The 24,560-nt window shown below is 63.9% G+C and carries 23 protein-coding genes and 1 pseudogene; 15 read left to right on the top strand and 9 right to left on the bottom strand.

Translation table 11 applies throughout. The features are described from left to right. Positions 1-156: 156 nt before the first annotated feature. On the top strand, positions 157-570 hold the full coding sequence (locus FXB40_RS42640; protein ID WP_148778239.1) for a flagellar assembly protein FliX: 414 nt from the start codon (positions 157-159) through the stop codon (positions 568-570). Between the two features lie 25 nt (positions 571-595). On the opposite strand, the gene FXB40_RS42635 is transcribed toward FXB40_RS42640, so the two are convergent. Further along, the gene (locus FXB40_RS42635) at positions 596-967 is read right to left on the bottom strand and encodes a winged helix-turn-helix transcriptional regulator (protein ID WP_148778238.1); all 372 of its coding nucleotides are present in this window, start codon (positions 965-967) and stop codon (positions 596-598) included. A gap of 134 nt (positions 968-1,101) precedes the next feature. Here FXB40_RS42635 and FXB40_RS42630 point away from each other — a divergent pair, with 134 nt between their 5' ends. Further along, the gene (locus FXB40_RS42630) at positions 1,102-1,713 is read left to right on the top strand and encodes an NAD(P)-dependent oxidoreductase (RefSeq protein ID WP_148778237.1); all 612 of its coding nucleotides are present in this window, start codon (positions 1,102-1,104) and stop codon (positions 1,711-1,713) included. Positions 1,714-1,928: 215 nt separating this feature from the next. Beyond that, a complete protein-coding gene (gene dksA, locus FXB40_RS42625; RefSeq protein WP_008142458.1) occupies positions 1,929-2,294 on the top strand; it encodes an RNA polymerase-binding protein DksA in 366 nt (121 codons plus the stop codon). 284 nt (positions 2,295-2,578) lie between these two features. Here dksA and FXB40_RS42620 read toward each other — a convergent pair whose 3' ends face one another. After that, complete coding sequence (locus FXB40_RS42620; protein WP_187437516.1) at positions 2,579-2,977, bottom strand: winged helix-turn-helix transcriptional regulator; 399 nt, start codon at positions 2,975-2,977, stop codon at positions 2,579-2,581. A gap of 95 nt (positions 2,978-3,072) precedes the next feature. Between FXB40_RS42620 and FXB40_RS42615 the strand changes: the two genes are divergently transcribed. From FXB40_RS42615 to FXB40_RS42605, 3 genes are all read left to right on the top strand, one after another. After that, positions 3,073-4,101, top strand: coding sequence for an SDR family oxidoreductase (locus FXB40_RS42615; protein WP_148778236.1), 1,029 nt, complete (start codon positions 3,073-3,075; stop codon positions 4,099-4,101). A gap of 84 nt (positions 4,102-4,185) precedes the next feature. Beyond that, entirely contained in the window at positions 4,186-4,965 is a 780-nt protein-coding gene (locus FXB40_RS42610; protein WP_148778235.1) for a 2-keto-4-pentenoate hydratase, read from the top strand. Between the two features lie 92 nt (positions 4,966-5,057). After that, complete coding sequence (locus tag FXB40_RS42605; protein WP_148778234.1) at positions 5,058-5,624, top strand: hypothetical protein; 567 nt, start codon at positions 5,058-5,060, stop codon at positions 5,622-5,624. Between the two features lie 301 nt (positions 5,625-5,925). Here FXB40_RS42605 and flgH read toward each other — a convergent pair whose 3' ends face one another. The 4 genes from flgH to flgF are packed head-to-tail and all read right to left on the bottom strand — an operon-like array spanning position 5,926 to position 9,413. After that, entirely contained in the window at positions 5,926-6,693 is a 768-nt protein-coding gene (flgH, locus tag FXB40_RS42600) for a flagellar basal body L-ring protein FlgH (RefSeq protein ID WP_148778233.1), read from the bottom strand. A gap of 9 nt (positions 6,694-6,702) precedes the next feature. Continuing rightward, positions 6,703-7,836 carry a flagellar basal body P-ring formation chaperone FlgA gene (gene flgA / locus FXB40_RS42595; RefSeq protein WP_187437515.1) on the bottom strand — a complete coding sequence of 378 codons (1,134 nt, stop codon included), beginning with the start codon at positions 7,834-7,836 and terminating at the stop codon, positions 6,703-6,705. Between the two features lie 10 nt (positions 7,837-7,846). Further along, positions 7,847-8,635, bottom strand: coding sequence for a flagellar basal-body rod protein FlgG (gene flgG / locus FXB40_RS42590; protein WP_148778231.1), 789 nt, complete (start codon positions 8,633-8,635; stop codon positions 7,847-7,849). Between the two features lie 16 nt (positions 8,636-8,651). Beyond that, positions 8,652-9,413 (bottom strand): flagellar basal-body rod protein FlgF, encoded by a 762-nt coding sequence (gene flgF, locus FXB40_RS42585; RefSeq protein WP_148778230.1) that lies wholly within the window; start codon positions 9,411-9,413, stop codon positions 8,652-8,654. Between the two features lie 383 nt (positions 9,414-9,796). Between flgF and fliL the strand changes: the two genes are divergently transcribed. From fliL to FXB40_RS42555, 5 genes are all read left to right on the top strand, one after another. Then, positions 9,797-10,297 carry a flagellar basal body-associated protein FliL gene (gene fliL, locus FXB40_RS42580; protein ID WP_148778229.1) on the top strand — a complete coding sequence of 167 codons (501 nt, stop codon included), beginning with the start codon at positions 9,797-9,799 and terminating at the stop codon, positions 10,295-10,297. A 29-nt stretch (positions 10,298-10,326) separates the two neighbouring features. Beyond that, entirely contained in the window at positions 10,327-11,529 is a 1,203-nt protein-coding gene (gene fliM, locus FXB40_RS42575; protein ID WP_148778228.1) for a flagellar motor switch protein FliM, read from the top strand. Continuing rightward, positions 11,526-11,972, top strand: coding sequence for a DUF6468 domain-containing protein (locus FXB40_RS42570; protein WP_148778227.1), 447 nt, complete (start codon positions 11,526-11,528; stop codon positions 11,970-11,972). The genes fliM and FXB40_RS42570 overlap by 4 nt, the downstream gene beginning before the upstream one ends. A 9-nt stretch (positions 11,973-11,981) precedes the next feature. Further along, entirely contained in the window at positions 11,982-12,740 is a 759-nt protein-coding gene (locus tag FXB40_RS42565) for a MotE family protein (protein ID WP_148778226.1), read from the top strand. Between the two features lie 624 nt (positions 12,741-13,364). Further along, positions 13,365-13,565 carry a hypothetical protein gene (locus tag FXB40_RS42555; protein ID WP_148778225.1) on the top strand — a complete coding sequence of 67 codons (201 nt, stop codon included), beginning with the start codon at positions 13,365-13,367 and terminating at the stop codon, positions 13,563-13,565. 22 nt (positions 13,566-13,587) lie between these two features. On the opposite strand, the gene FXB40_RS42550 is transcribed toward FXB40_RS42555, so the two are convergent. After that, entirely contained in the window at positions 13,588-16,992 is a 3,405-nt protein-coding gene (locus tag FXB40_RS42550; protein ID WP_148778224.1) for a VCBS domain-containing protein, read from the bottom strand. Between the two features lie 202 nt (positions 16,993-17,194). Here FXB40_RS42550 and FXB40_RS42540 point away from each other — a divergent pair, with 202 nt between their 5' ends. From FXB40_RS42540 to FXB40_RS42520, 4 genes are all read left to right on the top strand, one after another. Next, positions 17,195-18,028, top strand: a complete 834-nt coding sequence (locus FXB40_RS42540) for a FecR family protein (protein WP_246208304.1) — start codon at positions 17,195-17,197, stop codon at positions 18,026-18,028. A 99-nt stretch (positions 18,029-18,127) separates the two neighbouring features. Continuing rightward, positions 18,128-18,943, top strand: a complete 816-nt coding sequence (locus FXB40_RS42535; RefSeq protein WP_246208303.1) for a tetratricopeptide repeat protein — start codon at positions 18,128-18,130, stop codon at positions 18,941-18,943. A gap of 484 nt (positions 18,944-19,427) precedes the next feature. Then, on the top strand, positions 19,428-23,195 hold the full coding sequence (locus tag FXB40_RS42525) for a tetratricopeptide repeat protein (protein ID WP_148778221.1): 3,768 nt from the start codon (positions 19,428-19,430) through the stop codon (positions 23,193-23,195). An 80-nt stretch (positions 23,196-23,275) separates the two neighbouring features. Further along, positions 23,276-23,512 (top strand): hypothetical protein, encoded by a 237-nt coding sequence (locus tag FXB40_RS42520; protein ID WP_148778220.1) that lies wholly within the window; start codon positions 23,276-23,278, stop codon positions 23,510-23,512. Positions 23,513-23,520: 8 nt separating this feature from the next. Here the strand turns inward: FXB40_RS42520 and fliP are convergent, their stop codons facing one another. Both fliP and FXB40_RS42510 read right to left on the bottom strand, forming a co-directional pair. Then, on the bottom strand, positions 23,521-24,297 hold the full coding sequence (gene fliP / locus FXB40_RS42515) for a flagellar type III secretion system pore protein FliP (RefSeq protein ID WP_148778219.1): 777 nt from the start codon (positions 24,295-24,297) through the stop codon (positions 23,521-23,523). Next, positions 24,294-24,560 (bottom strand): annotated as a pseudogene (locus tag FXB40_RS42510) (flagellar biosynthetic protein FliO); the annotation flags it as partial. The gene fliP and the pseudogene FXB40_RS42510, both read right to left, overlap by 4 nt.

Genomic DNA, 24,560 nt, shown 5'->3' with positions numbered 1-24,560 from the left:
GATTGAATAGGTTGAATAAATCTCTTCGGATCGGCGCCAGCCGGCATTCTCCTTGAGGAGCGAAACTGCCGCCTCCCGGCAGATTTTGCCGGGGCGTTTACGCCCCGTTAACCATAAAGCGGCGAATGTGGCGCATCGATCACCCGGATTGCCCCGATGCGCATCTACGGACCGAATGGCACCACGCTTGGAACGCCGGCCAGCCAGGCCAGGCGAACGAGCTCGGGCACCTTCGTGCTGCCCGACACAAATTCGACGCAGGAAACGCGCGCCGCCGCCGCACCGAAAGCCTCCGCCAACATCGATGCGCTGCTTGCGCTGCAAGGTATCGAGGAAGATCCGGTCGAGCGCCGCAAGCGCTCGGTTGTCCGCGGCAAGACCGCGCTCGATGTGCTCGACGATCTCAAGATGGGACTCTTGTCCGGCAATCTCGATGCGTCGACCGTGATGAGGCTGCGCGATGCGGCCGCGAACCTGAAATCGTCCTCCGGCGATCCCGGTCTCGATTCCGTGCTGTCCGAGATCGAGCTGCGCGTCGAGGTCGAGCTGGCCAAGGCCGGGCAGGGCTGATCGTCATCCCGCGCGAGGAAAGGCCTTACGCCGCTTCCTCCTTCTGCTGCGAATCGTAGCGCCGCTGGGCGGCAAGCACGTCTTTCAGATTTTCCTCGGCCCAATCGCGCAACGGATCGACCGCTGCAGCGAGCGTCAGGCCGAGCTGCGTGATCGAATATTCAACCGTCACCGGCACGGTCGCGATGGCGCGGCGCTTGATCAGGCCGTCGCGTTCGAGCGACTTGAGAACCTGGCTCAGCATCTTCTGCGAGATGCCTTCAATCGTGCGGCGCAACTGATTGAAGCGCATCGGCTCCTCGCGCAGCAGCAACAGGATCAGCACGGCCCATTTGTCGCCAACGCGATCGAGGATCTGGCGCGTCGGACAATTGGCTGCATAGACGTTGGGTTTCATCTCACTTCCTTGCGCTCGGCTCGGCTTGCCGGTTACTCCTGCGTAATCAGGTAAGCACAAAGTGCTCTCTTAACACCAGCGTTCCTTACGATATCTAGTAACCATTGGTTACTATAGAAGCGAAGGAGCCTTCCATGAAAATCGCAGTTGCCGGCGCCTCGGGCCGGGCCGGTTCGGAGATCACCAAGGAACTGTCCCGCCGCGGCCATGGCGTCACCGCCATCGCCCGGAACCCGGAGAAGATCGCAGGCCTGCCGAACGTCACGCCGACCAAGGGCGATGTGCTCGATCAGGCCGGCCTGACCAAACTCTGGGCCGGGCACGATGTGGCCATCAGTTCCGTCCACTTCCTGGCCAGCGACCCGCACAAGCTGATCGGCGCGGCCAAGGACTCCAGGGTTGGGCGCTATCTGGTCGTCGGCGGCGCCGGCAGCCTGGAGGTCGCTCCGGGCGTCAAACTGGTCACAACCCCCGGTTTCCCTGCCCAATACAAGGCCGAGGCGGAGGCGGGTGGGGCCTTTCTCGACCTGCTGCGGCAGGAAAAGGAGCTGAACTGGACCTTCCTCTCGCCCTCGGCGCTGTTCATCGAGGGCGAACGGACCACCAAGTTCCGGCTCGGGGCTGACCAGCTTCTCGCAGATGCGAACGGCAAGAGCTGGATCAGCTTCGCCGACTACGCCATCGCGCTCGCCGACGAGATCGAGAAGCCGGCCCATCTGAGGCAGCGTTTCACGGTCGGCTACTAGCCTTTTGGCTGCCCCCGGGCTCTCCCGGATAAAGCTTCCTGTGCAAGGGCTTGGGGGCGCTAACCGCGCTATTAAGGAAATATTGTCTGTCACATGGGGTAGCTATATAAGCCCCGGCTCAACGGACTTCGTTCCGTTCACGAGTCGTTGCTTAAGAAGATAGGCCGCCCTTGGAAAAGTTGAAAAACTACCGACCGACCGAAAAAGAGCCTTTCATGAACGACCGGCAGAAGGAGTACTTCCGTATGAAGCTCCTCGCCTGGAAGGATGAGATCCTCAAAGAGTCCAAGCTCACCCTGCAGGCTCTGCAGGAGGAGAACGTGAACCACCCCGATCTCGCCGATCGGGCATCGTCCGAAACCGACCGCGCCATCGAACTCCGCGCCCGCGACCGCCAGCGCAAGTTGATCGCCAAGATCGACGCCGCGCTCCAGCGCATCGAGGACAACACCTATGGCTATTGCGAGGATACCGGCGAGCCAATCTCGTTGAAACGGCTCGAGGCCCGGCCCATCGCGACGCTCTCGGTGGAAGCGCAGGAGCGCCACGAGAAACGCGAGAAGGTCTATCGCGACGAATAGAGTCCGAGCCGCAGAGATGCGGCTCTTTAGTTTCTTGGGCTCACGGCGCCGCTTCGCGCCTTGATCAGCATTTTGCCTGTCGCGTGCCGCCGCGCGCATCAACGCGTGGGCGCAATCGCGAAAAGTGAATCGTGATCAATGGGCTAGAGTCGATTCCTGCGAGCTCACGTGAGTTCACATGAGAAACAGCCTTCACTTCAGGTGCGGGAGGTTTTGCGAGTCGCATCAACGAGATCGTTGAGCTTGTTGAAGCGGGGATCGAGCTGCATCACACATCGCTGCAATCAGGCTTCATGCGACGCTGCAAGGCGTGCATCTCCATAAAGCCTGGACCAGCTCAATATTTCCTTAAACGCCGGCAGCAGGCCGTAAGCCGCGTCAGTCAGCTCGTACTCGACCCGCAACGGCCTCTCCGCGAAGGCGGTGCGCGACACCAGCCCGTCCTGTTCGAGCTCGCGCAGCTGGGTGGTCAGCATGTGCTGGGTGATGCCGCCGATCGATCGCCGTAACGCACCGAAACGAACCGCGCCGTTCATCAGCGCGAACAGGATCTCCAGTTTCCACTTGCCGCCGAGCGCATGGATCGCGCGCTTGAAATCGGCGAGCAGGGTGGGGTCCGGGCTGCAATCGCAGTCGCCGTCGCAAACGCTGGTCAGGTTTTCCATACCGGTCTCGAAATCCATTCTACTTGCTCCCCCCGGAGATAGTGACCAGATGCGGCCTTGAGCAGGGTGGCGGAACCAATTTGCGCACCCGGCGCAATTAGGGGAATTTGGCAATGAGCACTGTTCTGGTCACCGGCGGATCCGGCTTCGTCGGCATCCATGTCATCCTGCAGCTTCTGGCCGCCGGTCATGCGGTGCGGACAACGGTGCGGCGGCCGGACCGGCAAGCCGATGTGTTGGCGATGCTGCGCGAGGGCGGGGCGGCGTCGCCGGAGAGCCTGACCTTCTTCACCGCCGACCTCACGGCAGACGGGGGCTGGCAGGCGGCGGTGACGGGTGGCGACTACGTGCTCCATGTCGCCTCGCCGCTGTCGACCAGTGTGCCCAAGGACGAGAACGAGATGATCGTCCCGGCCCGCGACGGCACGCTGCGGGTGTTGCGCGCCGCCCGGGATGCCGGTGTCAGGCGTGTCGTCGTCACCTCGTCGATCGGCGCGATCGGCTACGGTCATCCGTCGCGGGAGAAGCCGTTCGACGAGACCGAGTGGACCAATCTCGCGGGCAGCGATGTGCAGCCGTATATCAAGTCCAAGACGCTGGCCGAGCGGGCCGCCTGGGATTTCATCGCGCGCGAGGGCGGTGGGCTCGAATTGTCGGTGATCAACCCCGCCGGCGTTTTCGGCCCGGTGCTGGGGCCGGATTTCTCCGGCTCGATCGAGATCGTCAAATCGCTGCTCGACGGCGCCATGCCGGCGGTGCCGCGGGTCTATTTCGGCGTGGTCGATGTTCGCGATGTCGCCGACCTGCATGTGCGGGCGATGACCGCGCCGGAGGCCAAAGGCGAACGCTTCATCGCCGTCTCCGGCGAGACGCTGTCGATCCTCGACATCGGCAAGGTGCTGCGGCGGGAACTGGGGCCGCGGGCGCGCCGGGTTCCGCGACTCCAGGCTCCGGACTGGCTGGTTCGGCTCGCCGCGAGCCGGATTCCCCTGCTGCAGGCGGTCGTGCCGATGCTCGGCCGCGTCAGGCATTCCACCAGCGCCAAGGCGAGGTCGGTGCTGGGCTGGCAACCCCGGTCCAACGACGAGGCGATCCTCGCCACGGCCGAGAGCTTGATCCGGCTCGGCTTGGTCAAGGCGTGATGCCACAATCCGCCCGCGCTTGTCAGGCCCGGGCGGGGATGCTCCACTGCCGCCCTTGATCGTGATGCGTGGGAGGCGGCGCCGATGGACAAAATTCTCGAGGCCGCAAAGGCGATCGCACTGGCGCGCCGGAACCATGCGCCGCTCGCGGCGCTTGAAGTTCCCCCGGCCGATGAAGCCGAGGGCTATGAGGTTCAGCGCGCGCTGCATGATCTTCTGCTGAAGAATGTCGGACCGCTGGTCGGCTACAAGATCGGCTGCACCAGCCAGGTGATGCAGGACTATATCGGCATCCCGCACCCCTGCGGCGGCGGCGTGTTCCAGAAGGGCGTGCACGACAGCGGCGTCAAGCTCGCGGCCTCCGACTATGTCCGTGTCGGCGTCGAATGCGAGATCGCCGTGCGCCTGAAGCGCAACCTCGCCGCCGGCGAGGCGCCGTTCACCGCCGAATGGGTCGGTGAAGCCGTCGAGGCCTATCATCCCGCGATCGAGATCGTCGACGACCGCTACGTGAAGTGGGAGACGATGGGCGCGCCGACGCTGATCGCGGATGATTTCTTTGCCGCCGGCTGCGTGCTGGGCGCCTCCGTTCCGCGCTCGTCGGTGCCGGACCTGAAATCGGTCAAGGGCCGCGCCCTCGTCAATGGCGAGGAGGTCGGCCACGGCACCGGCGCCGACGTGCTCGGCCATCCCCACAACGCACTCGCCTGGCTCGCCAACCATCTCGCCGCCGAAGGCAAGGGCCTGCATGCGGGACAGCTCGTGCTGACCGGAAGTCTGGTGAAGACACTGTGGCTGAAAGCCGGCGACAAGGTACGGATGGAGCTGGATGGGCTGGGAGTGGTGGAGGCGGAGTTCACGTAACTCTCGGGATCGAAGGCCCGTTCGCGCGGATTCCGGGATGGACTGATCGTGAGTGTTTGGCCCAGGGTAGCACCTTCATAAAGGGCAGATTCATGGGCGTGTCGATCAGCCTGCTGTTCGTTCGGGGACGACAGATCGCTGACATTTTGGCCGGTATTGATCTCGCCACGACGGGCGAGCATCGCTCGGCGCCGTTGAACGAGCGCGGGGCTTTCGTGATGGTCGCGCTGCCGTCCGGATTTGACCTGATCTGGTCGAACACATGCGATGAGCGCCGGTTTTCGACGAACGCTCTGGCGGATCTGTCCGCGGGCAGCGAGGTCATCGTTCTGGCCGTCGAAGAGCACGTAATGTTCTCCCAGGCGGAGGTCTGGCGCGACGGACGGCAGATATGGGCGCTTCAACACAACGGCGATGTCGACGCCACCAATCTTGAGCTGAGTGGGGATTTGCCGCCGCTTTTCGATACTCTGTGCGTCGAGCAGAAAGACCTCGCGGTCGAGCACCAGGATTTTTTTGACATTCCGGTGAAGCTCGTCGCCGACATAACGGGGTTCAGATATGATCAGAATTACGATTGGGAGACCGCCGACACGTATACTGTGCTGGCCGTGACTGCATCCGCATCCGCCACGCGTCCCTTCTGGAAATTCTGGTAACATCGAGACGCATGTTATCCGTCAACGCACGCGCTACGCCCGAGTTTTGTGATCAACGATGCAGTGTGATGAGCTGCGTGCTCTCGCCGCCGTCGTTGCGAGGAGTTCTTCGCGACGAAGCAATCCAGAGTCTTTCCATCGAGGCAGTCTGGATTGCTTCGCTTCGCTCGCAATGACGGAGTGACGCCGCACCATCGCCTAAAATACATGCGGCCCTCGCCAGGGGAGCTAGCGAGGGCCGCGTAGTACATCGTCGTTCGCGCCTAGGTTCGCGAACACGATGTGGGAGCTCGGGGGAGACTTAGAAGGGCAGCAGCACGTCCATGACTTGCTGGCCGTAGCGCGGTTGCTGGACGTCCGTGATCTGGCCGCGGCCGCCATAGGCGATCCGGGCCTGCGCGATCTTGCTGGAATCGATGGTGTTGTCGCTCTGGATGTCCTCAGGGCGGACGATGCCGGCGACCACGAGCTCGCGGATCTCGAAGTTGACGCGGATTTCCTGCTTGCCCTCGACGACGAGGTTGCCGTTCGGCAGCACCTGGGTCACGACCGCCGCGACGTTGGTCTGCAAGGCTTCCGTGCGCTGCACGCTGCCCTTGCCGTCGCTGGAGGCGGTGGAGTCGGCGGTGAGGATGCGGCCGGGCAGCACCTTCTGCGCCTGGACGCCGAGCGTCTTCGAGCCGATGAAATCGGTGATGCCCGAATCTTCCGAATTGGTGCGGCTGCGCTGGGTCTCGTTGGAGAGGTTGGCCTTGTCGGTGATGTTGACGGTCACGGTCAGGAGGTCGCCGACATGGGTCGCGCGCTGATCCTTGAAGAAGGCGCGGCTGCCGTTGCGCCACAGCGAGTTCGGATTGTAGGAGGCGACTTCCGGCTTCGGCATCGGCATCTGCACCGGCTTGTAGCCGGGCTGCGTCGTCGGATTGTCGATCGCCGACAGCTTCGGTTGCTCGCCGATCTGCGACAGGCGGTCGATCGAGGAACAGCCGCTTGCGAACGCGCAAGTGGCGAGCAGCAGGGCGGAGACCACGCCGCGACGAAGACGGTAAGCCGAACTGAAAGCGGACATGACTAACTCTTACTTTGCTTGAGCTTGCGAGACGCGAGCTTGCGGGATCTGGGCTTCTGCGATCTTGTCCGGCGACGCGGGCGCCTGGACCAGGTTCCGGAGGAGGGCTGCGGTGTCGACGGGGGCGGGCGCCTCGTCACGCCTAAGCGAGGAGGTCTGCTCGACCGCAGTCTCCATCGGCGCGGACTGGCTTGCGCCTAGCACGGTCACCTGGCCGCGGGCGGTGACGACGCCGGTCAGCGTACGCTTGGTCTGCAGATTGAGGACGCTCACGGTGTCGCCCTCGGCGCCACTCTCGATCGCCTTGCCGCGGGTGGTGAGGTAGATCCCGGGGACCTGGTAGATGACGGTGACGCTCTGGTCGCGCGTTACGAATTCGGGCTTGGCGATGTCGGCGGTGCGGATCGGCGTGCCGGCGCGCATCGGCCGGCGAAGCTGCATGCCGACGGTACGGTCGCGCGTGGCGGCCTCGCCCGGCACTTCGGCCTTGGGCCGTCGCTCCTGCGCGACGTCGGAGGATTTCAGCGTCTCTGTGCGTTCGATGTCGCGGGTCAGGACGGCGACTTCCACGGTCTCGATCGCAGTGCCGGTCAGGCGCAGCTTGGTCGGCGTCGGGTTGCTGTCGTTGTTGATCTCGAAGGCGAGGTCGAAGCGGCCGCTGCGGGCGTCGTAGCGCGTCGCGACCGGCTGCAGCGCGCCGGTGTTGGAGGCGTCGAGCCGCATGTCGGAAACGCCGCGGTCGAAGCTCACGGAGATGTTGGCGGCGTCGCCGAGGCCGAAGCGGCGTTCGAGCGCGGAAGCGACCGCGTTTTCGAGATCCTTGTTGGCGAAGGTGCGGGCAAGCCGCGTCACCTGGACCTCCTTGATGTCGCCGGTCATCACGCCGATCACCTGCTTGGCGCGGAGCACGCCCAGGACCTGGGCAACCGGCAGCGCGCCGGTGGTGCCGAGATCGGGCGAGCGATAGACCGCAATCAGCGCGGCCGAGCCGGCGTTCTCGATGAGGTCGCCGACCCGCACCACGTCGGAGGTGACGGTGACGCTGGGGCGCAGCGTCGGTACGGCGATGCCGTCGTCGGCGGCCTGCGCCGGCAGAGCCAGCACGAGCAGGGCGGAGAGGGTGATGAGCGTGGTGCGGATCATGGTCATCACCTCAGCGGAACAGCGCCGTGGTCGATTGCATCATCTGGTCGGCGGCGCTGATCACCTTGGCGTTCATCTCGTAGGCGCGCTGCGCTGCGATCAGGTCGCTCATCTCCGAGACGACGTCGACATTGGCCTGCTCGAGGCTGCCTTGCGTGATCTTGCCGTAGCCTTCGGAGTTTGCGGTGCCGTCCTGCGGCGCGCCGGACGACGTCGTCTCGGTGAACTGGTTGCTGCCGACCGGCTGCAGACCCGCCTTGTTGATGAAACGGGTCACGCCGATCTGGCCGAGAATGGTGTTGCTCGACGAGCCCGGCAGCGTCACCGACACCTGGCCCTGCTCGTTGACGGTGATGCCCGAGGCGTTGTTCGGGATCGTGATGGTCGGCTGCACCGGGTTGCCCTGCGCAGTGACGACGCGGCCCTGGTTGTCCATCTGGAACGTGCCGTCGCGGGTGTACTGGAAGGTGCCGTCAGGCATCAGGATCTTGAAGAAGCCTTCGCCGGACATCGCGAGATCGAGGTCGTTGCCGGTCTGCGACAGCGTACCCTGCGTCATGCTGCGCGGGGTGCCGACAGTCTTGACACCGCCGCCGATATCGACGCCGACCGGCAGGATGGTGCCCTGGTCCGAGGCCTGTGCGCCGACGCGGCGGACGTGTTCGTAGATCAGGTCCTGGAACGCCGCGGTCTGCTTCTTGAAGCCGGTGGTGCGCAGGTTGGCGATGTTGTTGGAGATCACCTGAACGTTCAGTTCCTGTGCCGCCATTCCGGTCGCAGCGGTGTGGAGCGCTTGCATCTCAGTGGTCCCCTAATCAGGCCGGAACGTCGGCGAGCTTTTCGATCGCCGATTTGTGGAGGTCGCTCTGCTGCTGGAGCAGGTTGGCGATCGCGGTGTAGCTGCGCATGACTTCGACCATGCGGCTCATCTCGCCGACCGAATTCACGTTCGACTTCTCGATGTAGCCCTGCTGCAGGGTGGACTTGCTGTCGGTCTGCTGGTTGGCCGAGCCGGCGCCGTAGAGATTGGCGCCGAGCTTGATCAGCTTGGCCGGGTCGTCGAACGTCACCATGCGGATCTTGCCGCGGATCGAGTCTGTCTTGGCCGTGCCCTCGAGCACCGTGACGGTACCGTCGGGGGAGACGTTGATATCGTGGTCAGTCGGCTGGAAGACGATCGGGCCGCCGGTGCCGAGCACGAGGTTGCCGTCGGAGGTCATCAGCTGGCCGGTGCTGCTGAGCGCGAACTTGCCGTCGCGGGTGTAGCGCTCGGCGCCATTGGCCTGCACGGCGAAAAAGGCGTTGCCGCTGATCGCCATGTCGAGCGGGTTGTTGGTCGCCTCCATCGGCCCCTGGCCGACGTCGCGGTAGGTGCCGCGGTCCTGCACATAGGAGACCCGGCGGTCGGAGCCGACGAAATTGTCCTCATGCGCGTTCGAGTTGAGGTACTCCTCGAACAGCGAATGGTCGGCCTTGAAGCCGTTGGTGTTGGCATTGGCGACGTTGTTGGCGATGACATCCATCTGCCGTTCCAACGTCATCTGCCGTGACAAGCCGATCAGAAGCGCATTCTGCATCGGTAGATCTCCCCTGAGTGAGACCTGCCATTTCGCTCTCCCAAGCGCCTTGGCCGATCCCGTGAACGAGACTGTCGGGTTCTCCCAAACCGTTCAGTCTCGGCCTCTCTCAGCGAAAGCCGTGCCAACTTGAAATAATGTGTAATTACAATTCGTTGTCGATTTTACAGCGGCGCGGGCGGGGGGCAGAAAGGTTCTGTTAGCCATGTTTGCCCGGCAGATTTTTCCTAGCGGACGCCCAATCGAAAGGTTCCGTTAACCATTATTACCGTAGCGTTTGCTTGTAAGAGGGCGCTTTGCGCTGGGGCATTTGTATCGCGTCACTGTCTGCCAGGAGGCTTCGCTCTTTCGACCCTTTTTGAGATGAGCGAGCCCGGACGACCATGGCAGAGAATGAAGCGGAAGGCGGCGCAGCCGCCGAAGGCGCGGAAGCCGCTGCCCCCAAAAGCAAGTTCAAGCTGATCCTGATCATCGTCGGCGCGCTGGTCGTGCTCGGCGGCGGCGCCGCGACCTGGTTCCTGTTCTTCCGTCATGGCGAAGACGAGCATCATGCCGAGGTCGCCCCCCCGCCGAAACCGCCGGCCTTCGTCGAAGTGCCCGACATGATGGTCAACCTCGCCGGTGCGCCCGGTGAGCGCGTGCAATATCTCAAGCTCAAGATCGTGCTCGAGCTGAAGGAAGAGAAGCAGATCGAGGCGATCAAGCCGTCGATGCCGCGGGTCACCGACATCTTCCAGACCTATGTGCGCGAGCTCCGCTCCTCCGACCTCAACGGCTCCGCCGGCGTCTTCCGCCTCAAGGAAGAGCTGACCAAGCGCGTCAACGCCGCAGTCGCGCCGGTCCAGGTCAGTGCGGTGCTGTTCAAGGAAGTCGTGCTTCAGTGACGGCGCAGGGAAGGTAATAGGCTAGCGTCATGGCCGGCAACGAGCAGATGGACCAGGATGCGATTGCCGCCCAATGGGAGGCGTCGCTCGACTCCGAGGATCCCGCGGAGGCCGCGAAGGCTGCTGCCGAAAACGAACTATCGGAGACCATGGCCCTGCAATGGGCGGCCATGGTCGAGGACGGCAGCCGCGATCTCGGCAACGGCAAGAACTCCGGCGAGCGGGTGCTGTCGCAGGAGGAGATTGACAACCTCCTCGGCTTCACCGTCGGCGACGTCACGCTCGACGACCATTCCGGCATCCGCGCGATCATCGATTCGGCGATGGTCTCCTACGAGCGTCTGCCGATGCTCGAAATCGTCTTCGACCGCCTGGTGCGGTTGCTGACGACCTCCTTGCGCAATTTCACCTCCGACAATGTCGAAGTCTCGCTCGACCGCATCACCTCGGTGCGCTTCGGCGACTACATGAACTCGATCCCGCTGCCCGCCGTGCTCTCGGTCTTCAAGGCCGAGGAGTGGGACAATTTCGGCATGGCGGTGGTTGACTCCAGCCTGATCTATTCGATGATCGACGTGCTGCTCGGCGGTCGCCGCGGCGCGAGCCAGCTCCGCATCGAGGGCCGGCCCTACACCACGATCGAGACCGAGCTGGTCAAGCGGCTGGTCGAGGTGGTGCTGGCCGATGCCGAACAGGCGTTCCGGCCGCTGTCGCCGGTGACCTTCACGATCGACCGGCTCGAGACCAATCCGCGTTTCGCCGCGATCAGCCGTCCCGCCAACGCCGCTATCCTGGTGCGCCTGCGCATCGACATGGAAGATCGCGGCGGTAATATCGAACTGCTGCTGCCTTACGCGACCATCGAACCGATCCGGGCCGTCCTGCTCCAGATGTTCATGGGCGAAAAGTTTGGCCGCGACACGATCTGGGAGGGGCATTTCGCCACCGAGATCAACCAGGCCGAGATCTCCGTCGACGCCGTGCTCTACGAGGCGGACATTCCGCTCAAGCAGCTGATGCGGCTGAAGGTCGGCGACACGCTGCCGCTGGACATGCGCGCCGATGCCAACGTCACCGTGCGCTGCGGCGACGTCACGATCACCGAAGGACGCATGGGCCGGGTCGGGGAGCGCGTTGCGATCCGCGTGACGAAACCCCTGCGCAAGCCAAGTACGACACTTGCGATGTTCGAGAAGGTGGACGAACAGAACAAGATGATGGAGGCCCCATGAACCACTCCCTAGGAATGGCAATCGAGACGCTGGTGGCCATCCTGCTGATGCTCACGATCGGCTACTGCATCCTGCTCAACAAGCGGCTGACGCGGCTGAAGGCGGACGAGCATTCGCTGAAGGCCGTCATCGGCGAGCTGATCACCGCGACCGAGATCGCCGAGCGCGCGATCGGCGGGCTCAAGCTCGCGGTGCGTGACGTCAACGAGAATCTCGGCAGCCAGCTTGCCGCCGCCACGCATATGTCCGACCAGCTCCACAAGCAGCTCGGTGAAGCCGACAACGTGGTGCGCCGCCTCTCCAAGATCGCGATCGCGGCGCGCCCCGTCGCGAATCCGGAAGCCGCAGCCGCCCCCGTCGCCAAGCCGTCGGCGGCGAAGGCGGTGGCCGCGGCCGCCGAAGCCTTCTCGGAGCGCCGAAGGTCCAACGGTCTTGCCGCATAAAGTCAGGGTATGAAGTCCTTTCGTAACATCCGCGTCATTCCGGTCGTCCTGGTTGCGGTCGCAGGTCTCGCCACGCTGAAAGTGGCGGGCCTGGTGATCAATGGCGGCTACGTCTTCGACTACCAGCCGAACCGCGTGAAGAAGTCCTGGGCGCAGGAGAATTTGAATTTTCCCGGGGGCGAGGACCCTGACATCACCGGCTCCACGCATGGAGCACCGAAGGAAGCGCCGAAGCCGGCCGCGCCCGAGACCAAGATGGAGGGCACTCCGGTCAAGATGGACGAGGCCCAGCCGCAGGTCTCTGCCTCGGAGCGCGCGATCCTGGAACGGTTGCAGGCGCGCCGCCAGGAGATCGAGTCCCGCCAGCGCGAGATCGATATCCGTGAGAGCCTTTTGAAGTCGGCCGAGAAGCGCATCGAGAGCAAGGTCGAGGAGATGAAGGCGGTGGAATCCCGCATCACCGCGATCCAGGCCGAGCAGAAGGCCGCCGAGGCCCAGCGCTTGAAGGGCCTCGTCACCATGTATGAGGGCATGAAGCCCAAGGACGCCGCACGGGTGTTCGACCGGCTGGAGATGGGTGTGCTGATCGAGATCGCCTCGGCGATCGCCCCGCGCAAGATGTCGGATATCCTGGGACTGATGTCGTCGGAAGCCGCCGAGCGGCTGACTGTCGAAATGGCCCGCCGCGCCAATGGGGGCGGGGATCTGGCTGCCTCCGCCGGCGATCTCCCCAAGATCGACGGCAAGCCGACGCAAAAGCCGAATTGAGGGCTCGAGAGGCGCGGCACGCGGCGGCGACCTGCGCGCAATCGCGCGGTCGTTCGGCCTGCACGCGGCTGGACGTCCTGCGCGTCCTAGTTCGCGAACCGCTGTTGACCGCTACGATCAGTCGAGCTCAGCGGTCTCTCGACGGGAAGGAGGGTCTCGCAGTGCTGCTTGATCAGCGCAGCCTTCGTCATGCGAGTCACGAGGTGAAGGGTGCTGTGGCAGCAGGAGCACTCGTACACCTTTAGGGCATAGCCCCGCGCGATTGGAAAGACGGCTACGACCGTTCTTGCCTGGCTACACACAATGCAGTTGGCTTCTCCGCTCATTGATTGCCCCCCAAAGCTGACCAATCGAATTCGCATCGCCGTGATCACATCTGATTCAGAGTCGTTGACGGACCGCAACACCTCTTAGGTTGTGCGCGCGTGCTCGGCAACCAAGTACGCAGCCTGACGTCCTTGCCGCGCGCAGCATGTCGACTCGCGTTGCAGATGCAGCCGAAGCAAGCGGCATCTTCTGAGGCTGCGATGAGTTGACGCGCACAAATGTGAAGTGGAGTACAGTGACGCTGAAGAGTTCGTCCTAGGCTTCGGCCATTCGCAATCGGCGGCGCGGGAGGAAGCTATGAACTACTCATCCGCAGCAGAACGCGCAATCGAAGCCCTCAATCGGCTGCTCATCGCAGCGATGACGTTCGCCTGGACGTCCGCGCTTGACCATCAACATGCATTGCCGCCTCAAGGGGAAGATGGCGATGATGATGATGACGCTTGTCCCGAGCGGGAGAACTCCTCCGCGCCGGATTGTGCGGGAAAGCAACACTGAAGACATAGTTGCCTTGCGGGCATCACACGATCAGATCGTGCGGCACGTGGGCGTGAGTTGAGCCTGCCCCGTGAGCTGGATCAATATGCGGCGGGGACAGTTCAGGCATCGGCGCCGCCCCGAATCCATGGATTACGCTGGCATGTTCGTGACGACCGGACGGGTCCGAGGGATCATCCCATCCTGCGCCGTGCTCTGAGCGATGGTCATGCAAAGCGCCATCCTTGGTGGCGTAGGGTTCGGCCGCCGCGTGCCTCGGCTCGGGCGCAAGGACAGCCGAACCATCAGGGGCGGGCTGCTTGAAATGAAATGAGTCCCCGAGGCGAACCGAGGCAACACGAGGGAGGTCGTTCCCGCCTGTCGGGTCCCTATGATGATGCTCGAGCAACTCATTTTCATGGTGTGACGTCTCGATGGGACCTGTGCTGGAATGGATGCTGCGGTCGGCCGTGGACGATGTGGCCGGGCCGCCGTCCTTTGCGGCCACGCTTTCCCGGGCTAACGCGCTCTCCTTGCCGCTGTCGAACGGCGCTGGCTTGTCGAATACGAACCTATCCTCGGCGGCTACTGTCGGATGAAGATGGCTGACGGGCGGCGCCTGGCTTGCCGCAGAGGTCGCCCCGTTCTCGTCGGTGGACGCGTCCAGTCGCGCTTTCGTATCGTCGGACTGAACGAACTGAGTGTGCTCGCCCAGGATCATTCGTTCGCGATCGGCATCGAACGGGCACCCGCTCGTCTTCGCAGCTTGCCCGCTTGCGTATCCGTCGATCAGAGCGGCTCGCTCATGGGCGATTTCGACTGATGAGAGGCTGGTCGCCGTCGTCGGGCCACCGGTCGCGCCGTTGGCCACGCCTGGTTCCAGACTGACCGGCTCGGCTCCCATCGCATGACCCGACGTTTCCGGCGCAAGCATGAAATCCGACGTCTCGATGGTGGAGAAGCCATTGAGATGGATCTCCTCCAGACTGGAATCGCCGATGCTCAGGACGTGATCCGTCGAATTGACGTAAACGATGGTTTGGTTCGCCGAGCTGTCGTAGTGCCAGGCGATCGTATGTGCCGGCACCGTCGTGCTGGAGGAGTCGAGTGCCAGAACGGCGAAGGTCAGCGCGCCGAGAGCTGTCAGGTCGATGCGCTCAGAGTCTGCCTTGAAGCCCGAGATGATATCAGGGCGCGCTGCACCGGGATTTGACGTCGAGGCAAAGACGAAATGGTCGTCTCCGGAACTACTGGCAAGAAGATTCCGCTCGTGTCCGCCGAAACGGGCGTCGCAACCGTCCTGTGAACTGATCTTGCCATCATCCGGAGTTTCGCCGGCGACAGCGGTGTCATCGGTGCGCGCGTCGTGGGTGCTCGCAGCCACCGTCTGAACGGCGGCAAAACCATCTGCAGCCGTATTGTCTTCGGGGATCGCGGCAGCATGGGGCGGGGCGGCGGCATCGCGAGCTGCCGCGTGGCCGAAATGGTCGCGATCGTCGGCACCGTGGATTGTGATCGCTATCGTCTGTTCCGTGCCATCGATGGTGGTCACCGTGAAGGTGTCGGTCAATGTGTCACAGGAAGGAAGCGCCTTTACGGCACAGTTGGTGGTGTCGAGCGTGTAGGTCCACACGCCGGCGGCGGTCATCGTGAAGGTGCCGTAGCCGCCCGCGCTCCGCGTCGCACAAGTGACCGGCGTGAATGTGTTGGGCGGGTTGTCGACGTCGGTGTCAGTCAGTCTGCCGCGCGCCGTCGGCTTGCCGTGTTCCTCGCAGTCGGGCTCGGTCACCGAGCCAGTGGTGCAGCCGTGGATGATGGCCGGATCGTTCGTGCCGTGGATGGTGATCGTCACCACCTGCGCGGTGCCGTCGATGGTGGTCACCGTGAAGGTGTCCGTCAGGGTGTCGCTGACGTTCAGCGCCTGGACGGCGCAATTAGCGTTATCGAGCGTGTAGGTCCAGACGCCGTCTGCCGTCATCTGGAAGCTGCCATAGCCGTGGTCGCTCACCCTTGGCGAGGTCACCGGCGTGAAGGTGTCGGGAGTATTGTCGACATCGGTATCGGTGAGCCTGCCGGCTGCGGTCGGCGTCCCGCGCGTCTCACACGCGGCTTCTGTTACGGTACCGGTTGCCGTCCCGGAGATGATGGCTGCATCGTTGGAGCCGTTGATCGTGATGGTAATCAACTGCGGGGTCCCGCCGATGCTGGTCACCGTGAAGGTGTCGGTCAGCGTCTCGCCAATGTTCAACGCCTGCACTGCGCTGTTGGATTGATCGAGCGTGTAGGCCCAGACGCCATCGGCGGTCATCGTGAAAGTGCCGTAGCCGTGTGCACTCGGCGTCGGCGAATTGACGGCCGCGAAAGTGTTGGCGGGGTCGTCGACATCAACATCCGAAAGCTTGCCGGTCGTGACGGGTGGGCCGGACACGGCATTGGCGACGCCGCCGAATTCGATTGACGAGCCGGCCGTCGCGCCGGAGATGATCGCCGCGTCGTCGACTCCATTGATGTTGATCGTGAAGACCTGTTCGGCCGAAAGCGACCCGTCTGACACGTTGATCACAAAGCTATCGGTGGTCGACGTCTTCAGCGCGTTGATCGCGCCATTGTCGGGAACGAAGGCATAGGCGCCAGTCGTGCTGTTCAAATAAAGCGTGCCATAAGAGCTGGTCTTCGATACGTCGTAGCTTGCTCCATCCAGCACGGTATCGCCCGTAGCGCCTCCGCTGATGGCGAAAGTCAGCGCGGCGTTGGGGCTGGAGCTGCTGGCGCTGAACGTTCCCCTCGTTGCGGTGAAGATGTCAAACGCGGCAGTGTCGAGTTCAAGCGGGGGCGCCTGAGCATTCAAGGTCGGCGGCGTCCGCACGATCATGATCTCGGGCATCGTGAAGATGGTCGCCGATGGCAGTATGTTCGGCGCCGCGGGGGCGTCGGGCGCTATGAAATTGATCGGCTCCAGCGGCAGAGATTTGACGAACGGAGGGGTGCCGGATCCGTTCGTGCCAAATCCCTTCGCAAAATTTTCGAGCGCCTCCTGCTGGACCGCCCGCAGCTCCTCCATGCGCGTCGCGCTGTTGTCGAGCTGGTTCACGGTAAGCCCGGAGCCGACCTTGCTCAGCACGACCGTTTGTCCGGGATCCTCGACGATGATGTGCCGCGGGATGGGCTCCTTGGTCGTGAGCTCGAACACGCCGTGCGCAAGGTTCTTGTATGTAATCGTATCGTCGTCGAGGAACGTTACGTTCGGTTCTGCGGCGTCGGCCTCTTTGATCATCGAGAAGAGCAGTGCCGTGAGCCACAGCATCCCGAAGCCGCCGGCAGCGGCCCGCTCACGAATCTGCGTAGCGGGTGCATCAAGAGCGCCGCTCGTCGCCGGCTTCACTTGGCGGTTCCGGGCCGCAGCGGCTTCGCGCTCGTCCCCGTGCCGTGCAGTGGACGTGACGAACATCGTTCAACCCCGATTGCCCAAACAGTCGGCCTCAGGCGTCGCCGTATCTTGGCTGGCTTGCCGCGTCACGCGATCGGGAGCAATTTTGTGCCGGCAAGCTCAGTCAGGCCCGCTGAAGGCCGTGGTCTCCGAGAATTCCGCGCGAGCGGATCACGGCAGAACTGCTGTCGTTTGCCGTGCACGGCTTTCCGCGAAAAGCTGTTTGAAATTGCCAGGCGCGCATAGTGGCTCTTTTGGGCACGGCGATCAGCCGTTCGGATTAATCCGGAATAACCATTTTGACCGTCGTGGCTTGTTGTGGCTGGTCTGCCATGATGCGCGATGGCTTCGCCGACGCTGTCGGAGCCGTTCGGATACTCAAGGACATTATCTTCTTGAGGAGGAAGCCATGGGCACTCGTGCAACGACTATTCTCGTGGCAGGTCTCGTCCTTGCGCTGGCCGCCTGTGCAGCCCAGGCGCAGAACGATTCTCCGCGGCGTGCCGTGCTGGACTCGTCGTCAAAGCCAATCGGGAAAGTTGTGGCGGCCGACGGCTCGGTCATCATCGAGCATGCGGGTGCCGCCATTGTCCAGGTAAACGTCGCGGGCGAAGCCATCCAGACGAAGATCGGAGATCCCGTCTATTTGGGCGATGTGGTCCGAACCGGTGCCGACGGACGGGTCGGCATCAACTTTGTCGATGGAACTTCGTTCAATCTGTCGAGCAACGCCCGCATGGCGCTGGACGAATATGTCTACGACCCGACTGGGAAGTCCAATTCGACGATCTTCAATCTGACCCGGGGGACGTTCGTTTTCGTTGCCGGCCAGGTTGCGAAGACCGGCGACATGAGGATCGAAACGCCGGTCGCGACGATGGGCGTTCGAGGCACCACACCTCACATCGAAATCTCAGACGACGGAACCACCAGGTTCTCCACTCTCATCGAAGAGGGCAAGAACAGATATACGAAGAAGTCCGGCGCGGCGGGGACGCCCAAAGCCGAGCAAAGGGTCGAGCACAGGCTCAATCTGAACATTTGCCGCGGCTGCTAGAATTGGTTCTAGCCGTGCAATCGCCAGGTCTCAGAAGGTCGGGAGCCTGACATGGAAGCAAGGTCCTCCATTGCTGAAGGCGGAATCGCGCTTGTCGTCTTGCTGCTGGTCGGCCTGCCGGTCGCAGCCCAGAACTCCAAGGTGAAGGACAGCTATCTCAGCAAGATCGAATTATGTAACGGGACCGGTGCCACCCCGCTTGATGCCCGGATCGGTGCCTGCACGGCTTTCATAGAGGCGCGTCAAGGTCCGACCACAGCTCTGGCCATCGCCTATAACAATCGCGGCAACGCCTACACCGCAAAGGGCGACTACGACAGGGCGCTCCGCGATTTCGATCAGTCGATCACACTCAATCCGACATACGCGAAGGCTTTCAACAACCGTGGCGTGGCTCATCTGAGGCAAGGCGAATATGAACTCGCGATCGAAGCCTTTGATGGTGCGATCAAGCTCGATCCTGGCTACGGCGCTGCCTTCGTCAACCGCGCCGGAGCCTATCTTAAGAAGAAGGACCACCAGCGCGCGGCGCGCGACTACGACGAGGCAATTCGTCTCCAGCCTGACTTGCAGTCCGCATGGAGCGGACGATGCTGGACCCGGGCGGTTCTCGGCGCCTGGCAGGCGGCGCTGGAGGATTGCGACAGAGCGCTTCAATCGGGATCGACCAGCGCTGCCGTGTACGATTCGCGCGGACTGATCCACCTGAAGATGGGTGAACTCGGCGCCGCGATCGACGACTACAATTCTGCCCTACGAGCTGCCCCGGAATTGGCCAGCGCGCTTTTTGGCCGCGGGCTTGCCAAATTGAAGCAAGGCGACGGGGTTGGCGGGGATGCTGACATTTCGGCAGCAAAGACAATTCAGAGGAACATCGGTGACGAGTTCGCACGTTATGGCGTCGCTTCCGACTGAGTTGGCCTGGTAACGCGGAACGAATCGGAGGTGAATATGGATGCACGGTTCGCGCTCATTCGAGCTCACGACGACAGCATTCGCCGCTATCTGCGGTTGTTGAACACGCAGCTGACGGATCTCGAGCGTGAGTACATCGAGAGTCGAATCTCGGAAGAGCGATCGACCTTGCAGTCAATTCGCGAAGCGCGAGGCGAGGTAAGCTCCTTGCCGGCCAATGGCGGCGCTTGATCGGCCGTCTTTTTGCGCCCGCGCGACCGATGACGGTGCGCGTGACGACGGGGCGTTAACAGCTCCTTAACCATTTGCTCTCCAGATTCCGAGCGCGAACGTCTCGGTCCACGAGCAAGGCGTCGCGTCACCCTGTGCCGGATCAAGTCCTCATTACAGCATTAACAAGTCCTTAATTGGCAAAACCTACAGTCGACGGCACGGGCCGGCGCCAGTGCCGGCATGACCCGTCGAACCGGAAGAAACGCCGCCAATGGCGCAGAAGGCTGCCGCTGGATATGTGTCGCGAGCCCGCGCTTTGGCGCAGGCGCTGTCGCGTCATATCCGCAAGGCACCTCTACTGGCAGCCTGCCTCCTGATCGGCCTCGGTACGCCTGCCCGGGCCGCTGATGCGGTCCGGGGCGAGGCGAGCTTTTCGGCCGGCGGCGGTTTTGCCCGTCTCGTGATCAAGCTTGGCGAGGACGTTCCCTCCGAGGTCACGACCGCCGGCTCGATCCTCATCATCCGTTTCGAGCGCCCTGTCGACGTTCCCGTCGATCGCGTGCCAGAAGGCGCACCTGATTACGTCAACTCGGCCCGGCGCGATCCCGACGGCAGCGCGATCCGGCTGTCGCTGGCGCGGCGCGTCACAGTCAACACCATGAATGCCGGCGAGCGCACCTTCGTCGATCTGATGCCGGAGGGGTGGAAGGGGCCGCCGCCGAGCCTGCCTCAGGAGGTGGTCAAGGAACTCGCCGAGCGTGCGCGCGCCGCCGAGCGCGCGCTGCGCGCCCAGCGCGCCGCGGCCGAAAGCAAGAAGCGGCCACCGATCCGCGTGCGCGCCTCGATGCAGCCGACCTTCGTGCGATTCGTGTTCGAGATGCCCGACGGCGTCGGCGTCTCCTCCGTCCTCAACGAGCAGAAGCTGACGCTCGCTTTCAACGCCAATCTCAGCTTCGACCTCGCAGATGCCGTCGTTGCCGCACCGCCGAACGTCGCGTCGATCAAGCAGAAATCCGATATCGACCAGACCAGCGTCGAGATCGCGCTGATCGGTGATTCCGACGTGCACTCCTTCCGCGACGACAAGAACTACGTCGTCGACATCGCCTTCCAGCCCGACAAGACCAAGACGGCGGCAACGCCTGAAGCCACGATCGCGAAGGCCGAAGCCGGCGGTCATGGACCGCCGCCAGCGGCTGAAAAGCCGGCGGCGGCGAAGCCGAAGGACACTCATGCTGAGATCAAGCCGCCGACCTCGGAGACGATTGCGCGCGAAGCCAAGATTGAGGTGAAGGCAGAGGCGAAGCCGGAAGCGCCCGCTGCGATGCCGCCCGCCGAGGCGCCGAAGCCGGCACCGGCAATAACCTCGACCGAAGCACCGCACGTCACGGAAGCGCCCAAGCCCGCGCCGCCCGCAATGGAAGCCGCCGCGCCCGCTGCTTCTGCCAAGCCGGCGGTGACCGAAGCGCCCAAGGAGGTCGTGAAGGACGCCGCGAAGGAGCCGATCAAGGAAGAGCCCAAGGAAGCGATCAAGGAAGCTTCGAAGGAAGCCCCCAAGCCTGCGCCTGCCGAGGCGCAAGCGGCGGCGCCGCCGCCTGTTGCCAGCGTCGATGCACGCCGCGACAGCGATGGCCTGCGCGTGACATTCCCGCTTCAGGTCTCAACGCCCGCGGCCGCGTTCCGCCGTGGCGACACGGTGTGGCTGGTGTTCGACTCGCCCAAGCCGATCGATGTCGAGGCGATCCGCGCCAAAGGCGGTGCGATGATCGGCGAGGTCAGCCGCATGCCGCTCGAGAAGGGGCAGGCGGTGCGCATCCGTCTCACCCGTCCGCTGGTCTATTCGCTGACCAGCGAGGAGGTCGGCAAGGAGACCAGCTGGCTGCTGACGCTCGCCGACAAGATCCAGGCAACGCCGCTGCCGCTGATGATGTCGCGCAACATCACCGACCCGGCGCTCGCCAACATCGCGATCCCCTTTGCCAATCCGGGCCTGATGCACAAGCTCACCGACCCTGATGCCGGCGACATGCTCTATGTCGTCACCGCGCAACGGCCGGTCCGCGGCTTCATCAAGCGGCAGGATCTCGTCGATGTCTCGCTGCTGGAATCGGCCCACGGCATCGCGATCCGGCCGAACTCCGACGAGGTCGGCGTCGAGGTCGGATCGGACAAGGTCATCCTCGGCAAGAAGGGCGGCCTGACGCTGTCGCCGGTCGACGTCTCGGCTGAGCGGGCGCCGACGGCGGTGCGGCCGGTCTTCAATCCCGAGGGCTGGCGCAAGGGCCAGGCGGAAGATTTCTGGACGCGGCAAAGCGATCTGATCATGGCGATCTCCGCCGTCGAGCCGGCGCAGCGCTCGCTGCCGCGGCTTGATCTCGCCCAGTTCTACATGTCGCGCGCGATGTATCACGAAGCCAAGTCCGTGACCGAATTGATGCTGAGCGATGCCCTCAACAAGGAGGAGAGCAGCGCGCTGATCATCCACGCGATCGCGAGCATCCTGATCGGACGGCCGGCCCTGGGCCTGAAGGATCTCGCCAATCCCGTGATCGGCAACAGCCACGACTCGCAGCTCTGGAAGGCGCTCGCCTATGCGCGCCAGGGCAAATGGGCGGACGCCCGCGAAAAATTCAAGAATGTCGAATTCGCGATCGCCTCGCTGCCGCTCGACATCCAACGTATCGTGACGATGGATGCGATGCGCGCCTCGCTCGAGGTGAAGGACTATGCCGGCGCCTCCAAGCGCCGCGGCGAGATCGAGGTGGTCGGCGTGTCGCCGGAGGCCGGGCCCGGCTTTGCCGTGCTGCGCGGCCGGCTCGCCGAGGCGCTCGGCCACGACAAGGATGCGCTCGACGACTATAAATTCGCGGTTGCCTCGAATGATCGGCCGGCCGCGGCGGAAGCCAAGCAGCTCGAGGTCGCGCTGCGGCAGAAGCGTGACGAGATCAGCAAGGAAGACGCGCTGAAGGAGCTTGAGACGCTGTCGATGACCTGGCGCGGCGACGCGGTCGAGGTCAAGACGCTGCAGATGCTGTCGCAGCTTTATGCCGAGAACGGACGCTATCGCGACGCGCTCACCGCGGCGCGTACCGCGACCAAGCTGCAGCCGAACGCGGAAGCCTCGCGCCAGGCGCAGGATCTGGCGTCGGATCTGTTCACGCAGATCTTCCTGGGGCCGAAGGGCGACGAGCTACCGCCGGTCGAGGCGCTCGGGATGTTCTACGAGTTCCGCGAGCTGACGCCGATCGGCCGCCGCGGTGACGAGCTGATCCGCCGCCTGGCCGATCGTCTCGCCTCGATCGATCTGCTCGACCAGGCTGCCGAGCTCTTGCAATACCAGGTCGATCACCGTCTCGAAGGCGCCGCGCGCGCGCAGGTCGCCGCGCGCCTTGCGATGATCTATCTCGCCAACCGCAAGCCCGACATGGCGATCACTGCGCTGCGCGCGAGCCGCATCAGCGACCTCTCCGGCGAATTGCGGCAGCAGCGCCTGTTGCTGGAAGCGCGCGCACAGAGCGACGTCGGCCGTCATGATCTCGCGCTCGACATCGTCTCCAACGTCAATGGGCGTGAGGTGCTGCGGCTGCGGTCCGACATCTTCTGGGCAGGACGTCGCTGGCGCGAGTCCGCCGAGCAGATCGAGCTCTATTACGGCGAGCGCTTCCGCGACTTCAAGCCGCTCAATGCGGTGGAGAAGAGCGACATCATCCGCGCCGCCGTCGGCTATGCGCTCGCCGACGACTCGATCGGGCTGTCGCGCTTCCGCGAGAAATACGCCCCCCTGATGAGCGAGAGCGCCGACCGGCTCGCTTTCGACATCGCCAGCAAGCCGGCGGCGGCGTCCAGCGCCGAATTCGCCGACATTGCAAAACTCGCCGCAAGCGTCGATACGCTCGACGGCTTCCTGCGCGAGATGAAGCAGCGCTTCCCTGACGCCACCGCGCGTGCGCCCGCCGCCCCGCAGGCCAAGGACGAGACCGATCATACCGGCTCGCTGCCGACGATCCCCGTCATGCGGCAGATCAAGATGACGCGGTAGGAACCCTGCTACTTCTGGCCTCTCGACAGGTGCCGGGCGAGACGGCAACCTGTGCACCTTCATGCCGGGAGGGCGACGATATGAGCAAGCCTGCCAAGACCGAAGCCGAACTCATCGCCATGGCGCGCGCCGAGTTGAAGGTCCATACCGATGGCTCTGAGGGCATGACCATCTCGGTCGTCCGCGACGGCGACAGCTGGGAGTTCCGCGCCGATGCCGATCAGGCGACACGGGACAAGCCCGGCTTCCCCGAAAGCGTCGCCATGCTGGTGCAGATCGGCGACCACCTCAGCAAGCAATATGATCTGAAGGGGTAGGGCGGGCGCTACCCCCCGTAACTCTGCACCAGGCTTCCCGCCACCAGCGACCAGCCGTCGACCAGCACGAAGAAGATCAGCTTGAACGGCAGCGAGATCGTCGCGGGCGGTAGCATCATCATGCCCATCGACATCAGCACGGAGGCGACGACGAGGTCGATGATCAGGAACGGGAGGAACAGCAGGAAACCGATCTCGAAGGCGCGCTTCAGCTCGGAGATCATGAAGGCGGGGACGAGGATGCGCAGCGCGAGCTCGTCAGGCGTTGCCGGCGGTGGCTCGCCGGAGAGATCGAGAAACAGCTTCAGGTCCTTCTCGCGCACGTTCTTCTGCATGAAGCCGCGCAAGGGAACGGAGGCGCGCTGGAGCGCGTCCTCGACGCCGATCTGGTTGGCGACGAGCGGGCGGATGCCGTCGTCGTAGGATTTCTGCAGCACCGGTCCCATCACGAAGAAGGTGAGGAACATCGCCAGCGCAAGGATCACCGAGTTGGGCGGCGCCGTCGCCGTGCCCATCGCGGTGCGCAGCAGCGACAGCACGACCACGATGCGCGTGAACGACGTCATCATGATCAGGATCGACGGCGCGATCGACAGCACCGTGAGCAGCGCGATCAGCTGGATCGCACGTTCGGTGACGCCGCCGCCGCCAGCACCTCCGCCGCCGAGATTAATGCTGATGTCCTGCGCATGCGCAGGGGAGGCAAGCAAACCCGTGGCGAGCAAGGCCGCGGCGATCAGAACAGAAGGGACAAGAACTCTACGCGGGAAGGACGGCAGCCTCACGAAGACGGCTTCGGACGGCCGAGCAGCGAGGCCATCTCGTCTTCGAGATTTTCAAAGCTGGTCTTTTCCGGAGCCGGCCTGGCAGGCGGCGCGGGAGGGGCCGGCGGTTCGACGCGTGCGGCGCGCGGGGGAGCAGCGGGCGGCTCCGGCGCAACCGGCGGGGCGATGGTCTCGCCGGCCGGACGACGGAGCGCCGCCTCGAGGCGCTGGGCCATCTCGGCGAGATTTTGCTCGGCATTCGACGGCGCGGCGGCCGCGGCCGG

The sequence above is a fragment of the Bradyrhizobium rifense genome, assembly GCF_008123425.1.
Classification (GTDB): domain Bacteria; phylum Pseudomonadota; class Alphaproteobacteria; order Rhizobiales; family Xanthobacteraceae; genus Bradyrhizobium; species Bradyrhizobium rifense.
This window is presented reverse-complemented; position numbering and strand designations above follow the sequence as displayed.